We start from the raw sequence: 15,002 nt of genomic DNA, 5'->3' as shown, positions 1-15,002 counted from the left end.
CAATGCCGAAAAGGCTATCCCCGCGGTTGGCGGGGATAGCCTTTTCTAGGCGGTTGCATAAGGGAATTTGGGTAGTCTACGGAGGTATGCTGGCAGATGTCCGATAATCAAAGGCATTTTTGCCTTTGATTTCGCTCATTTAGCTCAGATGCCCGATTTCAAGGGCATTTTTGCCTTTGATTTCACTCATTCAGCACAGATGCTCGATTTCAAGGGCATTTTTGCCTTTGATTTCACTCATTCAGCACAGATGCTCGATTTCAAGGGCATTTTTGCCTTTGATTTCACTCATTCTGTTCAGATGCCAGATTTCAAAGGCATTTTTGCCTTTGATTCGGCTCATCTAGCCCAGATGTCCGATTTCAAAGGCATTTTTGCCTTTGATTTGGCTCATTCAGCACAGATGCTCGATTTCAAGGGCATTTTTGCCTTTGATTTCGCTCATTCTGTTCAGATGCCAGATTTCAAAGGCATTTTTGCCTTTGATTCGGCTCATCTAGCCCAGATGTCCGATTTCAAAGGCATTTTTGCCTTTGATTACCCTTCCCCGGAGCGTATCCGCAAAATCAACGGGATTTCCACCCTTCTTTTCCCTCGCCCGCGGCCAGCAAAGAAAAAAACAACTCATCCGCAGACGAGTTGTTTATAGCGCAGTACCACTGTTCCCTTTGAAGCTGAAGCGCATCCGCAGCCAGGCCAAAACGTAGATAACACACAGGAAGATCCAGTAGCTGTTATCAAACAATCCGCCCCCCGTTACCGCCGACAGAACCGCATGATACACACAGGTGAATATAAACAGAGACAAGAATAATAACGAAATTCCTTTGTACGATGCCGGCTTCCGGATTCCCGCTTTTGAAAAAACATATAACACGGCCAGCGCCAAAAGTAGAGTGAAAGGTACCCTGTAACTGAAGTCAGGATATACGTCGTGCATGGTAACTACTGCTGCTATGAGCACAAAACATAACGTAATGTTAAGCACACTTTGCTTCATCATTTAGTCCTCCGCAACAAAGTAATTTTTTCCATATATTCAAATAATAAAATAAAACCATGATGATAGCAAATGAAATTGCAGATAAAGAAACAAGCCGCCCACCACTCAAGGTAAGCCGCCTGCAAATTTAAAACCGGTCTATATCCTTGTCTAGCCTTGGGGTGAAGCCGGGTCGGGTCAGACTTATAGCCCTTGACCTGCCTACTTTTCACCTGCCCACTTTTCACCAGCCCTGGCCTTCACCAGTCTCACCTTCACCAGCCTCACCTTCCCCACTCTCAGCCCTTCACCGCACCCGCCGTCATCCCGTCAATAAAATACTTCTGAAACCCGAGAAACAGCGCCAATATCGGCAGAATGGAAAAGAATGAGCCGACGATCAGCAGATCATAGTTATTTCCGTAGGGGGTAAGCAGCGTCTTGAGGCCGATCGGCAAAGTGTATTTATTTTCATCGCTCAGCACCATAAACGGCCAGAGGAAGTTGTTCCAGCTGTTCATTCCGTTCAGGATCGCCATGGCTGCAAAAGAAGGCTTCATTACCGGCAGAATCAGGCGCACATAAATCGCATACTCATTCGCCCCGTCCACCCGTCCGGCCGCAATCATCTCCTTGGGGATGCCCCGCAGGTACTGCCTGAAGAAAAAGATCGTCGCCGCACCCGCCACACCCGGCAGAATAATCGCCGAATAGCTGTTCATCAGACCCATATTAAAGGTCAGCGTGTACAGCGGCAGCAGCAGAATCTCAAACGGCACCATCATAATGAGCAGCACGCAGACAAACAGCAGGTTTTTCCCTCTGAATTCATAGGCCGAAAAGCCGTAAGCAACCGTCGCACTGACGAGCAGCGTCAATACAACCTGTACCACTGTAAGCAGCAGTGAATTGAAAAACCAGGTGAAATAAGCATGCTCCCCGGTGAACAAAAAGACGAAATTGTCCAGGCTCATCGCCGACAAGTCAAACCGCAGGTTAAGACCGTAGCGGATCAGATCCTCCCCGGGCTTGAACGAGGCAATCGTCACGGCGTAGAAAGGCACCAGGATCAGCAGGCATAGCACACTGAAAAAGGCAAACAGGAGGATTTTGCGGAGCGTCCCTGTTTTCATTGTCTAATCCTCCTCCTTCTTGAACATCCCGCTGATCGCCAGTTGCGTCAGATTAATCACCATGGTGATGATGAGCAGCACGATACCGACTGCAGCCGCGTAACCGAGATTATTTTTCTCAATCCCCTGCCGGTACAGATAACCGACGATGGTCAGCCCGATGTTCTTGGGAGAATTATTGCCGTTCCAGAGCATCATGCTCTCGATAAACATGGCCAGTCCGGCATAAATGCTGATCGTCAGCACATAGATAGTCGTCGGCTTCAGCAGAGGTATGGTAATCCGGGTGAACCGCTGGAAGGCGGAGGCCCCGTCGATCGAGGCGGCTTCGTAGTAATCGTCAGGGATATTTTTCAGTCCGGATAGAAAATAAAGCATATTCACACCCATCCACCGCCAGCTCGCCAGCGCCACCAGAGCAACAAATCCGGTAGTCTGTCCCTTCAAAAATTTAATGGGCTCGACGCCGAACACACCGAGAATACTGTTGATCAGCGAGCCCTCCATCTCCCCGAACATCAGCCGGAAAATCGTCCCTGCCACTACCACCGAAGTCAGCGCCGGGAAAAAGAACGAGGATTTAAAAAACTCGCGGCCCCACATGGCTTTACTGTTAATCAGCACGGCGAACAGCATCGGGAATGGAATCAGGATCAGCAGAGTCAGAATCATATATACCGCACTGTTACGCACCGCTTTGAAAAAAATCGTGTCCCCCATCAGCTTGGTGTAGTTATCCGCTCCGATAAAGCTGGCCTCCTGGCCGAGCGTGACCTTTTGAAAGCTCATGCCGAATGAGCTCAGCAGCGGGTAAACCCAGAAGATGATGAATACGAGCACAAAAGGCAGCACGAAGACATAGGGAGCAACCTTTTGCGAATAGAGGAAGTTTTTGATCATTGCTTCTGCTCCTTTAAAGTAGAGCTGCCCACCGGGTGGACAGCCCTAAAGAGTAACCGTACCCGCTACTTCAGTTCCTGTTCAATCTGGGTCTGGGCATCATCAAGCGCCTGCTGAATATCTTTTCCGTCCTCAAAAATCTCGTTCAGCGTCACCGTACACAGCACATTGTTGATCGTCGGCGAAGCAGAGGTCGATTTGATCAGATTGATCTCCTCTTTAATTTCGTTCAGCACATCAAACGGGTTGTTGACAAAATATTTGACGAACTGGTTCTCCGGATTGTGGGTTACCTCCTTCATATCCCAGACGCTCATGTTGATCGGGTCAAAGCCGAGCGTATTCCAGATTTCAATATTGGCGTCGAGCGACAGCTTTGCGTAGGCGATAAAATCTTTTGCCAGCTGAATATCCTTAGCCGTCTTGGTCACGACTGTTCCGGTACCGCCGCCGCCGTAGGATCTGTGCATGCCTTTTTCGAAGACGGGCAGCGGGGCGATGGCAATTTTGCCGCTCAGGTCTTTCATGTAGTTGGTGTAGCGGGACATCTGCCACAAAGGCATAAAGGCGGTCGCGTAGTTTCCGGAGTTAAACTCACCGTACGCTTCTTCCGTATCCGGCTGCCCGCCGGCGATGGTTGAAATGACGTTATTGTCCTGCAGATCCTTCAGCATGGTCATCGCTCTGACCATCTCAGGAGAATTCACCTGCGGCTTGCCGTCAGCGTCCGTCAGATCCGATTCCTGCTGGGCCAGGAGCAGCGAAGCCTGCCAGATTGCACTGGTGTCGGCGGTGCCCATGTATTTGCCGGTTTTTTCGTAGACCTGAATGCCCGCCTTTTTGAAATCATCCCAGGTTACGATACTCTTATAATCCACACCGGCCTCATCGAGAATTTCAGTATTGTAAAAAGCGACCGTCGCCCCTACGTGGGTGGATAAACCGTAGATTTTGCCCTCTTTGGCATAGAGATCGAGCTGGGATTGCACGACCGTACCTTTATACGGCTCTGCCACATCGTTCAGCGGCTCCAGCTGCGGCTCCCCGGCCAGGAAATCCGGGAACTTACCGAGCTCGATATCGGCAATATCCGGCGCTCCCACACCCGTCTGCACCGCAATGGACAGCTTGTTGTGCATATCATCGTACGGCATGACGGTTACATTCAGCTTAATCTGGCGGTCAGGATTGGCAGCGTTCCATTTCTCCAGCATTTTCTCAAAATGCTGCCCGTGCAGCTCAACAAACGTCCAGTAAGACAGCTCTGTGGCCCCATCTCCGGCACCGCCGCTCAGGACAGAGGACTCTCCGCCGGATTTCCCTGAGCCAGACTTACCGCCACAGCCGGCCAAGAACACCAGCATAGAGACGACCAGTAAAGAAATCAGCCATTTGTTTTTCATGCATGACCCTCCTGTATAGAAAATAGTTGTTGCCCGGGATCAATGTAAACGGATACAACTCGAGTCTGATGGAATGGGCATATCGCTAGGTTGAGTTGCGTTCCTGCAGCCGTTGCTGCTCCCTCCTTTACACATTTATTAAATGTTTTAGGCTGTTATAATGTATTCGGCTGAAAGAGGAAATAGAAACTTTGGAGACACAAAAACCATATATTTCTTCCTCTCTCCGTAATGTTGCGTACACTGCCCTGCCTATTTGCGGAAATAAGTCATTTTATTTGCGAAAATGATGCCTCTTTACTCCGGAATTGTGTAAACAGAATTGGTGAATCAATCAAAAAATAGTAAAATATTGGTTTAAATTTGCAGAAGAAGATAGTTTCCGCACAGATTAAGCCTGTTTTCTTTAAATTTCTTTAAAACATCACGCATCAGTACCTTTCATACATAATCCGGTTGCGAAGAGCGGACAATAAACCTGTCTCCCAAACCACCGAGAAGGAGTGTTTCGAATGCGCGAAGGTCTGATCCCCACAGTTCTTGGTACCGTAGTTTCCGCTTCCGGCGCAGCTTTTATGGGAAGCAAGTATAAGCTGGCCGCAACAGGCGTACTTGGCTTTGGTCTGGCACATATTGTCCTGGGTGCCATCGACTTGTTTGAGCACCGGTAAAAGGTTGGAAGATGCCGGTTCTGTACAGCATGTACAGAACCGGTTCCCTTTTCATCAAGCACAAATCACACAAAATGCACGCACAAAAAAGGCCCTGCCGGAGGCGAGGACCTTGTCTTACATAAGATTTATTTCACAGCCACATAGAACAGGCGCTGGGCGCTGTCATCTGCAGGCAACCATTCGAAATCGGCATACAGCTGAACCTCGCTGAACCCTGCCTTACGGAGCTCCTCCGTCAGCCACTGCGGATCATAGGCGCGCTGCACATGATTTTCTTCAAACCGGCGGTACAGTCCGCTTCCCTCTTCCCGGGCGAAAATGGACAGATGATGCTCAATTTCACGCCGCGGCACATCCAGCTCACAGGTCCAGATGTAGGATACCGAAGGCTCATCCAGCACAAAAGGCTGTTCCTCCTCATAACGGACCAGCGTATTCGGATGATGCACATCGAACAGGAACGTCCCGCCAGGCTTCAGGCCGGCATATGTCCGGGCGAGCACCGCCTGAATATCCTGTTCTTCCAGCACATAATTCAGGCAGTCGCAGAAGGAAATGACGGAATCGACCGGCTCCGGAAGCTCCCATTCTGTCATATCCTGCCTGATCCAGCGCACGCTTCCCTCACGCAGGAAACGGCGTCCCTGCGGATGCCGCTCCATCTTCTGCTGGGCCACAGACAGCATATCAGAGGAAAGGTCAATTCCGGTCATATGATAGCCGGCTGCAGCCAGCGGAATCGTAATACTTCCTGTCCCGCAGCCGAGCTCAGCGACCGTCCGCGGCTTGCCGTATTTAACCCATGCGGCTTCCGCAAAATCCAGCCAGTCCGGATACGGCATGTCCGCCATCAGTTCATCGTATACATATGCAAATTTCCCGTAGGAAGACAATGCGCACACCGCTTTCTATTCCTGATTCTGTTCCGGTTCGCTCTCTTCAGGCTTGGCCAGATAGGTCCAGTTCTCTTTTTGAGTAATCAGGCCTTCCTTCATCAGCTTGCCCATCGCCCGTTTGAACGCGGACTTGCTGATGCCAAAGCGCTGTTTGATGATCTCCGGAGGTGTAGCATCCGAGTAAGGCATTGCGCCGCCCGGGCGGGAGTGCAGGAATTCCAGCAGGGCTGCGGAATCCACATCCCGGCCAATCTCCTTGCGCTGGGTCATCGCCAGATTGACGCGGCCGTCCTCGCGGATATGCGAGACACGCGCTTCAAACTGCTCACCCAGACGCAGCAGCCTGCTGCGTTCGGAGGAATGAACCATGCCGATTACGCCAAAGCCGAGTACTCCGCCATCCACAAGCACGAACGTGCCCATCTGCAGCGGCTTGTACACTCTTGCCGTAACGGTCTGGCCTTTCCACGATTCCGGTGCTGCAAAGGCCAGCGGAGCAAGCTCCTGCTCTCCGGCCAGCTTGGCGCGCAGTCGGCCCTGCTTGTCGTGCTCCATCAGCACGAATACCTTGTCGCCAATCTGCGGGCGGAGCTCGATCAGCTCAGGCAGCTCGCCGATCGGCAAGAGCAGCTGGCGGCCAAGCCCCATCTCCAGGAAGCAGCCCAGACGCGGATGAATGTCGGCTACTTCCAGCAGTGCCATCTCACCGAGCGTCAGAAACGGCTTTTTCATGGTGGCGGCAAGCCGGTCCTCAGTGTCAAAGAAGATAAACACTTCTACTTTGGCTCCGATCTTCGGCTTGCTGCCGACAAGCTCTGTATAATGCAGCATGACATCCTGGTCGCCTGCACCCAGGAAGTAACCGTATGGGGAAACCTCACGCAGTACTTCCAGTGAAACTATCGTTCCTGCAATCAGACTCATACCGTCTCCACAACCTTGGCGTCAGACCAGAGACGCTCGATATTGTAATACTCCCGTTCGTCACGGTGGAAGACATGCACAATAACATCCCCGAGATCCATCAGTACCCAGCGGGCGGCATCCATACCTTCGATCCCGCGGATAACACCGCCTGCTTCGTGGACCACTTTGCGCACTTCAGTCGCAATGGCCTGCACCTGGGTGTCGGAGTTACCGTGACAGATGATGAAATAATCACTGATCGGCGATACGCTGCGCAGATCCAGAGCAACGACGTTCATCGCTTTCTTGTCTTCGACCGCTTTCAGGGCCAGCTCCAGCAGCTTGCTTGATTGTACACTCATATTTTTTCCTCCAGTATTCTTACTAAATCGTTACGTGCAAGCACGGTAAGCGGAAATACGACCCGGCGCTTCTGCAGCAACAGGCTGATGGTCGAATCAAAGCCGGCAATCAGCCCTTCCTCAAGGCTCACCATGGACTTCTTACGGATCTCGTCCACACCGGGGAAATCCCGGCCGGGCTCGATATAATCCGCCAGGCAGACTACCTTCTCCAGCAGGGTCATTCCTTCGCGGCCTGAGGTATGGTACCGGATCGCCCCCAAAATCTCGGGATCGGTGATTTCATACTCATGCTCGGCGACAAAAGCCCCCACCTCAGCATGCCACAGCTGCTTGTCATGCTGCAGCAGCTCAGCTGAAAGGCCGTTCTGAACAATGATGTCCTTCATTCGCTCAACCGGCCAGTATTTGGCCACATCATGCAGAATAGCTGCCGTTTCGGCCCGCTGCGGATCAGCTCCGTAAGCTTCGGCAAGCTTGATTGAGGTCTCCATTACGCCCAGCGTATGCTGCCAGCGCTTGTCTGGCATCTGGGCGGAGACAGCCTCAATCAGCGCTTCGCGGCTGTAAGCCATACAATCCACTCCTTTGCACATATTCATACACCTGCTCAGGCACCATATAGCGGATTGAGCGGCCGCTCGCCGCCCTTGACCTGAGGGCCGTTGATGAAATATCCACCTGCGGCATGTCCGCCAGCAGCACCTTGCCGGAGATGAAATCCGGCAGCGCAGCAAGATCAAGCGGTGTTCCGGGACGCCCCACACCGATGAAGGTCAGAAGCTCCACCAGCTCACGGATTCCATGCCATTTGGGCAAGTATTCAACCATGTCTGCTCCGACAATGAAATAGAACTCGTGCTGCGGATACTCCTGCCTCAGACTCCGTGCGGTTTCAATAGTATAAGAAACTCCGCCTCGGACGATTTCCCAGTCGAGTATGCCGAACGCTTCATTCCCTTCCACCGCACACTTAACCATGGCCAGACGGTCAGCACCCGGGGCACCGGCCTCATGCTTGTGCGGGGGGATATGCGAGGGCATGAACCAGACCTCATCCAGCGAATACGAATCCCTGGCGGCTTCCGCCGCCAGCATATGACCTATGTGAAGAGGATCAAAGGTTCCTCCCATGATTCCCACTTTCAAGAGGTGTACCTCCTCTTATCATCCGGATAAAAAGCTTTAGCGCGGTAGCTCGATTGTTTTGTTGTCGCGCGATTCCTTGTACAGCACGATCGTTTTGCCGATCACCTGCACCAGCTCTGAACCGGACTGTTCAGCCAGTTCTGCACCGATTTCCTTCGGATCATCCGCATTGTTGTTCAGCACGCTGATTTTCATCAGCTCGCGCTTTTCGATGGCTTCCTCGACATGACGGATCAGATGGTCGTTAACGCCGCCTTTGCCGACCTGAAACACAGGATCGAGATGATGCGCCAAAGAACGGAGATAACGTTTTTGTTTACCAGTTAACATAAATGAACAAACCCCTTAATTAACAAATATTAAATATTATTACCCTGTTTAAGCATTTTCATGTCCGGCTCGCTGACCCCGAAGGCTTCAAGGATGGTCTGCCGCATGATATCCACCGGTGCAGCCTCTCCCGTCCAATATTCCAGGGCATAGGCACCCTGATAAATGAACATGCCCAGACCGCCGTGAATCGTGCAGCCTGCCTGCAGGCCTTCCTCAAGCAGCCGGGTACGCAGCGGATTGTAGATCAAGTCGCTGACCACCTGGCCTTTGCGGAACAGGCCGGAAGCAACCGGTGTTTCGTCAGGATAAGGGAACATGCCGACTGAAGTGGTATTGATCACAATATCAGCATCCGGGATCATCCCGGCAATGTTCTCCATACCCGCCCCGGTTACAATGCCTGTAGCCTGCCATGAGGCTGCGAGCTCCTGAGCCTTGTCTGCAGTACGGTTCGCAATGACGACAGAAGCCGGGTTCTCCTGCAGCAGGGCACTGATGATCCCTCTGGCAGCTCCGCCTGCTCCTAGCACCAGAATGCGCGCACCGGACAAGTCCGGAACAGCCTCGGCCTTGAGTGAACGTACGTAGCCGATACCATCGGTATTATAACCGGTAAGAACTCCGTTGTCGTTGACTATCGTATTAACCGCTCCGCCGGCAACCGCACTGGCATCCAGCTTGTCCAGATAGTCCATGACCGCAATTTTATGCGGTATCGTCACGTTGACTCCGCGGAAGCCAAGCGTGCGGATGGCCTGAACCGCTTCACCGAGCTGGTCCGGGGCAATGTGAAGCGGTACGTAAGCCCCGGGTATGCCGAGAGCCTTCAGCGCTGCTGTATGCATCAGCGGCGATTTGGACTGGGCGATCGGATCGCCCATGACGCCCAGCAGCAGGTCGGTATTTCTGATATTGCCGGTCATAGACACGCCCCTCCCGAAAATATGATTGATGCGCTTAAATCAGCGAAGGGCGGGTAAGCACCTTCACACCGCGCGGAACATGCACGGCGACTACTGCGCCTTCCGTCCCGTTGACTTTAATCCAGCCGAGCCCGGAGATGAACAGGTCAGTCTGGCTGCCCCGGCCGATCCGGAATTCATGACGCTGCCACTGCGGCAGCTTATCCATATCCGCTGCCGCCGGAGGCGTCAGCAGTTCACCGCGGTGATCCTGATACAGCGAATCTGCCCGCTCCAGCTTGGTACGGTGAATCTTCAGCGTCGTGCTGATATAGCAGGTGAAGGATTGACGCGGTCCCTGGATGAAGTCGAACCGTCCCAGGCCGCCGAAGAACAGCGTCTGTCCCTCATTCAGCTGGTATACCGCAGGCTTGAGCGGATTCTCGGGCATTACCGCGCCCAGGTCACGCCGCTCCACCAGCTCGCTGTAACGCCAAGGGTATACAATTCCCGGTGTATCAATAATATAGTGGCCGTCATCGAGCGGAATTTTGACCATATCCAGTGTCGTGCCGGGATAACGTGAGGTTGTCAGCTCCTGCTCCAAATCACTGTAGTCCGAGATCAGACGGTTGATCAGCGTGGACTTGCCCACATTGGTTGCCCCAACCACATAGATATCACGTTGTCCGCGCAGCTCACTTACCGTCTCCAGGAGACGGTCAAAGCCCTGGTTGCGCTTGGCGCTGACGAGAACGATTTCTGCTGTCCGCAGGCCGTGCTCCTTGCAGCGCTGCTGCATCCAGTTACGCAGCTTGTTCCAGTTCGTTACCTTAGGCAGCAGATCGCATTTGTTCACGGCGAGGATGACGGGATTATTGCCGACAAACCGCTGAAGCCCCGAAATCAGGCTGCCTTCAAAATCAAACAGGTCCACGATGTGGATGACAAGCGCATTCTTTTCACCGACTCCGCTCAGCAGGTGCAGGAATTCATCCTGATCCACAGATACCGAAGAAGCCTCATTGTAATTCTTAATCCGGAAACAGCGCTGGCAAATGACCGGTTCCCGTTCAAAGGCAGACTCCGGAATATAACCCGGAAGCTCCTTATTCCCGGTCTGCAGCTTAATACCGCAGCCGTTGCATTTCACCGGGCGCTCCGTTTCATTGTGTTGACTCATTAACGTTTATCCTCCTCATGCCACAATCCTTGCTTACGCAGCCGTGTCAGCGCAATCTGCTCGACGCGGCGGTTAATTCTTGTTCCAAAGCCTTCATCCTTGACGGAGATCGGCAGCACCAATACTGTATACAGACCCAGGCGGTTGCCGCCCAGCACATCGGTAAGCATCTGATCACCGACCACAATGGTTTGTTCCGGCTGAAGCTCCATCAGCTTCATTGCCTTCAGGAACGGGGTATTGATCGGCTTGCGCGCCTGATGGACAAACTGGATATCCAGCGGTGTGGCAAAGCGGGACACCCGGTCCATATTGTTGTTGGATACAATGACCAGCTTGAAGCCCAGCTCCTTTACCTTTGCGAACCACAGCAGCAGCTCCGGAGTAGCCAGGGGTGCCTTGGCACCTACGAGCGTGTTATCCAGATCTGTAATAATGCCGCGGTAGCCCTGCCGGTGCAATTCTTCAAGGTCAATATCAAAAACGGTATTCACCCGCAGTTTCGGGACTAGCCTCTCAAACAATACGTTCACCTCAATTTTATACAAGTAAAAACGGCTGTGCCATCCTAAACAGGAAGGTACCTGTTCCGTCAGAAAGATAAGGGTACAACAGCATACCCTCTCTTATCTTTCAAAAAAATAGATCACACTCTTTGCGCTTCGCAAATGAACCTGCCCCCGATAGCACAGGGCACAGGCTATCTGCGTCCTTTAAGCATCCGCTGCAGCTGCAAAGCTTCAGTATACACGCTGCGCCAGTCTTTGTCTTCAATAATATCAGGGCTGTACTTGGCCTGCTCGAACAGTCTGAGCAATGAAGTAAAACTGTCCGCTGCCTGCGGGGTTTCCCGGCTCCAGCGGCCGACCGCCTCACGCAGCGTTTCATGCTCTTCCTTCAGCATGCCCTTTCTGCGGACATACCTTACCCACCGCTCTGTTTCGGCAACCACTTTCTGCACCGGCGTCAGCGGACGGCCATTGCGCATCCGCTCCAGCAGGAAACGCAGGCTTAACCGGTGCTGCCATAGCTGATAGCCTGCCCAAAGCAGCAATACGGCAGCTGCAGCCGCCACAATCCATGCTCCGGTCTGCAGATTGCTTCCGGAATCTGTCTGCTCCGGTGTCTGTACCGGCTCCACAACTTCTTCCTCTTCCTGCTCCGGCTCTTCCGGAATCTGTTCCTCGCTCTGGGTCAGCAGCGGAACCGTGAAGCCCGGAGTTGCTTCAACAGGAACCCAGCCGTAATCCCCGAAATACACCTCTGCCCAGGAATGGGCATCGGCATTTGTAATCGTATAATTGTTGTTGGCCGCACCCTGCATCATCAGATTGTCGGGCAGCTGCCCCTGCTCGCCGGGAGCATAGCCTTTGACCCAGCGGGCAGGAATATCAAGTGACCGGGCCATCGTTACAAGCGCTGTAGAGTAATAGTCACAGTAGCCTTCCATAATTTCAAACAGGAAGCTTTCCACCATGTCCCTGCTCTTTTTGCGTGAAAGGTCCGGCTGGTTGGTATATGGAAAGGTTACCTGCAAATATTGCTGCAGCAGCGCTACTTTCTCATAAGGAGTCTGTGCGCCCGCAGTAATTTCTTCGGCAAGATCAATGACCCGCTGCGGAAAATTGTCCGGGAGCTGAAGGTAGCGCTCATTATCCTGTCCCTCATACAGCTGGTCGTATGTCTGCCGGCTCAGCTCCTGGACCGGAACAACCGGAACCTCGGAAGTCAGCACATACGTCTGCGGATAAGTCAGGACATCATCGGAGCCCCAGATCATCTCATTGTCCTGGCTCCGCCAGAACAATCCGTTGCTGGCCTCCTCACCGTCTATCGTATCCACGCTGGAAATGGAGTAAGCGCCGAACAGCACCGGATAATCATTGTTGCCCAGCAGCCTGACCGTCTGCTGCAGCGGCTCTGTCTCTGTCTTTGGAGAAGCCTCCCGTTCCAGCTCTTCGCCTACCCGGGCGCGCATCAGCGGGCCCCTGTTCCACCGGTCATCATCACTCCAGCCTTTGCCGGAATAAACCGCACGCGATTCTCCGCGCATGTAGGTGCGCTGGCTGGAGGTGACGGTCATTACGGGCGTATAGTCGAAGCTGAAACCGCCGCCCAGATTATCGTCGTTCAGGCTGTAGCCGGAGGAGGAGCTGCCGCTCCCGGTTCCGCCGCTCCCGGTTCCGGTCTCCGAAGTTCCGGAGGTTCCCGGACCGGACGGGCTTCCGCCCCCGTTCCAGTCCTGCCAGGCCGTATAAGGATCGGTCAGTGTCGGCCGTACATCAGGCATATTCACTCCTGTCACAATGACCAGCGAGAAAATGATCGCCACATTGACCAGAACCTTGAACGGATACCGCAGCAGATAGGTCCAGCCGCGCGGATAATGCAGCTGGAAGCTGCGCAGATGCTGCGTAACAAGCCAGCCCATACCTGCTGCTACCGTCCAGGCTACTTCCTGCCAAAGGATAGAGGAAGTAAAGGAATCAAGCGCTGCAAAAGCAACGATGTTAGCGGTAAGAAACATCAGAATCCGTGTTTTGGACGAGACCCACCAGGAGAACAGCAGCAACAGCACGCCAGCCGCCAGAGCGAACCAGACATAAGGCACCATGTCTGCCCCGGTATCTACAAGCCGGTCACGCAGCGTTACAGCCCAGGGATCGGGAACATGGATCGCCTTGTTCAGGATCAGCCTGTACGTAATGTATAGAATAACCGCTGCCTCAAGCAGCAGTCTGAGCCCCCATTTGACAGGCAGGAGAATTTCAATGACCGCCACTGCCGCAAGCGACAGCAGCACAACCCCGGTAGTGGCCTGCAGCCAGAACGGTTCCGTGAAGGATACCCACTGCAGGCCGATCAGCATTAGCCAGAGCAGGCTGAAGGAATGATGCCAGGAAGATTTGATTCCGTTCCACCATCGGCTCATACTGCAGCATCACCTCCGAGTACAGCAGGAAGATCCTGCAAGGAATTAACGCTGTAGCCTGTTATTCCGCGTGACCTCAGCACATCGTTCCATTCCCTGCCGCTATTGCCTGCAGCCGGATTACGAACCTGAATATGGGCCGGGGTCATGCCCCGGCTCTCCGCCCAGCGTATGATATCCAGCACCGGCTGGCCGCTTTGCGGACTGATCAGGACAAAATAGGCGCCTTTGGGAAACATCCGGTGGCTCTGCTCCAGCTTGGGCAGCAGCAGTCCGCGGCCTTCTGCGTTGATGTCAATCAGGTATTGAATCATTTTCTGGCGTTCCGCACCGCTCTCTGCCGGAACAAAGACCTTGGTCGTCCGGTCCAGACAGCAGAGGCCGATGCCGATCCGGTCACGGATCCCGTAGCCGAGCAGCGAAGCCGTTACGGAAACGGCCAGCTCAAAGTGGCTGGAGCTTCCGTAAACCCCTGTGCTGCCGTCAAGAACAAGAATGGTCTTGGGGACGGATTCATGCTCGAATTCCTTGGACTTCCACACGCCGGTCTTGGCGGTCGCATTCCAGTGGATCCGGGTTAACCGGTCACCGTAAACATAGTCGCGCACCCCGTTAATCTGTGTTGTCTCCCGCCGTGAATGCAGCAGGGAGGTCTGCAGCCCGGCCAGGCGGGATCTGCGTTCGTACAGCTGCCAGCGGGGCACAAAGACTGCCCGGGGAAGGACGCGGAACTGCCCTTCGGCCCGGAAGGTCCCCTTATGCTCCACCAGTCCGAAAATGTCCTCGGCCAGAATGTCGGTATGCTCAAAGGTGTAGCTGCCGCGCTCCAGCGGCGGGGTCTGAAACTGCAGCTCCCCATGCCCCCTCAGGCTGGGGATCAGGCTCTCTTCAAATACCCATGACTCCCCGTTATGCCGCTTCAGAATTTCTCTGACTACCACATAAGGCAGCGGTAAAAATCCCGGAATGCTCACCTGCAGCTTCACCCGCAGATAGCCGCCCGCATACAGCAGCTCAGGCTTATCCTGCTCCGAATACAGGCTGCGCGAGCCCTTGGCCCGCCGGACTCCGCCAACCGCGCTGACGACTAAATAAAGAATGAGGACCGAGACCATAATAAACAGCATAAAGGATGTTTTTCCGCCCTGAAACAGCACATAGAGGAGTGTAACAGCCCATATCGCGATTATGCCGGCGAATTTCCGCGGCTGGATTCCTGCAGCCACACCAGTCAGATAGCTCTTCAT

The 15,002-nt window shown here is 53.5% G+C and carries 17 protein-coding genes; 2 read left to right on the top strand and 15 right to left on the bottom strand.

Annotation, left to right across the window (positions count from 1 at the left end; translation table 11 throughout):
* Positions 1-148 precede the first annotated feature (148 nt).
* Positions 149-649 carry a hypothetical protein gene (locus AC4G46_RS08425; RefSeq protein WP_491127533.1) on the top strand — a complete coding sequence of 167 codons (501 nt, stop codon included), beginning with the start codon at positions 149-151 and terminating at the stop codon, positions 647-649.
* Here AC4G46_RS08425 and AC4G46_RS08420 read toward each other — a convergent pair.
* The 4 genes from AC4G46_RS08420 to AC4G46_RS08405 all read right to left on the bottom strand — a co-directional run bounded on the left by AC4G46_RS08420 (position 644) and on the right by AC4G46_RS08405 (position 4,418).
* On the bottom strand, positions 644-1,003 hold the full coding sequence (locus tag AC4G46_RS08420) for a hypothetical protein (RefSeq protein WP_491127532.1): 360 nt from the start codon (positions 1,001-1,003) through the stop codon (positions 644-646). The two genes, AC4G46_RS08425 and AC4G46_RS08420, sit on opposite strands and share 6 nt — an antisense overlap.
* Before the next feature lie 278 nt (positions 1,004-1,281).
* Positions 1,282-2,115, bottom strand: a complete 834-nt coding sequence (locus AC4G46_RS08415) for a carbohydrate ABC transporter permease (RefSeq protein ID WP_491127531.1) — start codon at positions 2,113-2,115, stop codon at positions 1,282-1,284.
* Between the two features lie 3 nt (positions 2,116-2,118).
* Entirely contained in the window at positions 2,119-3,015 is an 897-nt protein-coding gene (locus tag AC4G46_RS08410) for a carbohydrate ABC transporter permease (protein ID WP_491127530.1), read from the bottom strand.
* A gap of 65 nt (positions 3,016-3,080) precedes the next feature.
* A complete protein-coding gene (locus AC4G46_RS08405; protein WP_491127529.1) occupies positions 3,081-4,418 on the bottom strand; it encodes an ABC transporter substrate-binding protein in 1,338 nt (445 codons plus the stop codon).
* 512 nt (positions 4,419-4,930) lie between these two features.
* On the opposite strand from AC4G46_RS08405, the gene AC4G46_RS08400 reads away from it, so the two are divergent.
* A complete protein-coding gene (locus AC4G46_RS08400; protein WP_491127528.1) occupies positions 4,931-5,089 on the top strand; it encodes an asparagine synthase in 159 nt (52 codons plus the stop codon).
* Between the two features lie 128 nt (positions 5,090-5,217).
* Here the strand turns inward: AC4G46_RS08400 and AC4G46_RS08395 are convergent, their stop codons facing one another.
* From AC4G46_RS08395 to AC4G46_RS08345, 11 genes are all read right to left on the bottom strand, one after another.
* Positions 5,218-5,985 carry a class I SAM-dependent DNA methyltransferase gene (locus tag AC4G46_RS08395; RefSeq protein ID WP_491128822.1) on the bottom strand — a complete coding sequence of 256 codons (768 nt, stop codon included), beginning with the start codon at positions 5,983-5,985 and terminating at the stop codon, positions 5,218-5,220.
* A gap of 15 nt (positions 5,986-6,000) precedes the next feature.
* Positions 6,001-6,912, bottom strand: coding sequence for a CvfB family protein (locus AC4G46_RS08390; RefSeq protein WP_491127527.1), 912 nt, complete (start codon positions 6,910-6,912; stop codon positions 6,001-6,003).
* The gene (gene rsfS, locus AC4G46_RS08385) at positions 6,909-7,256 is read right to left on the bottom strand and encodes a ribosome silencing factor (RefSeq protein ID WP_068721930.1); all 348 of its coding nucleotides are present in this window, start codon (positions 7,254-7,256) and stop codon (positions 6,909-6,911) included. The genes AC4G46_RS08390 and rsfS overlap by 4 nt, the downstream gene beginning before the upstream one ends.
* Positions 7,253-7,831 (bottom strand): bis(5'-nucleosyl)-tetraphosphatase (symmetrical) YqeK, encoded by a 579-nt coding sequence (yqeK, locus tag AC4G46_RS08380; protein ID WP_491127526.1) that lies wholly within the window; start codon positions 7,829-7,831, stop codon positions 7,253-7,255. The genes rsfS and yqeK overlap by 4 nt, the downstream gene beginning before the upstream one ends.
* Positions 7,803-8,405, bottom strand: coding sequence for a nicotinate-nucleotide adenylyltransferase (locus tag AC4G46_RS08375; protein WP_491127525.1), 603 nt, complete (start codon positions 8,403-8,405; stop codon positions 7,803-7,805). The genes yqeK and AC4G46_RS08375 overlap by 29 nt, the downstream gene beginning before the upstream one ends.
* A 36-nt stretch (positions 8,406-8,441) precedes the next feature.
* Positions 8,442-8,735, bottom strand: coding sequence for a ribosome assembly RNA-binding protein YhbY (yhbY, locus tag AC4G46_RS08370; RefSeq protein ID WP_342565028.1), 294 nt, complete (start codon positions 8,733-8,735; stop codon positions 8,442-8,444).
* A gap of 29 nt (positions 8,736-8,764) precedes the next feature.
* Positions 8,765-9,661 carry a shikimate dehydrogenase gene (aroE, locus tag AC4G46_RS08365; RefSeq protein WP_491127524.1) on the bottom strand — a complete coding sequence of 299 codons (897 nt, stop codon included), beginning with the start codon at positions 9,659-9,661 and terminating at the stop codon, positions 8,765-8,767.
* A 34-nt stretch (positions 9,662-9,695) separates the two neighbouring features.
* The gene (gene yqeH / locus AC4G46_RS08360) at positions 9,696-10,823 is read right to left on the bottom strand and encodes a ribosome biogenesis GTPase YqeH (protein WP_491127523.1); all 1,128 of its coding nucleotides are present in this window, start codon (positions 10,821-10,823) and stop codon (positions 9,696-9,698) included.
* Complete coding sequence (locus tag AC4G46_RS08355; RefSeq protein WP_491128821.1) at positions 10,823-11,347, bottom strand: YqeG family HAD IIIA-type phosphatase; 525 nt, start codon at positions 11,345-11,347, stop codon at positions 10,823-10,825. The genes yqeH and AC4G46_RS08355 overlap by 1 nt, the downstream gene beginning before the upstream one ends.
* Before the next feature lie 176 nt (positions 11,348-11,523).
* Positions 11,524-13,755: a DUF4129 domain-containing transglutaminase family protein gene (locus tag AC4G46_RS08350; protein WP_491127522.1), complete on the bottom strand. Its 2,232-nt coding sequence runs from the start codon at positions 13,753-13,755 to the stop codon at positions 11,524-11,526.
* Positions 13,752-15,002, bottom strand: a complete 1,251-nt coding sequence (locus AC4G46_RS08345; RefSeq protein ID WP_491127521.1) for a DUF58 domain-containing protein — start codon at positions 15,000-15,002, stop codon at positions 13,752-13,754. The genes AC4G46_RS08350 and AC4G46_RS08345 overlap by 4 nt, the downstream gene beginning before the upstream one ends.

The organism is Paenibacillus sp. fava2 (genome assembly GCF_058313675.1).
The sequence above is the reverse complement of the archived record's forward strand: the minus strand, read 5'-3'. Positions and strand labels throughout refer to the sequence as shown.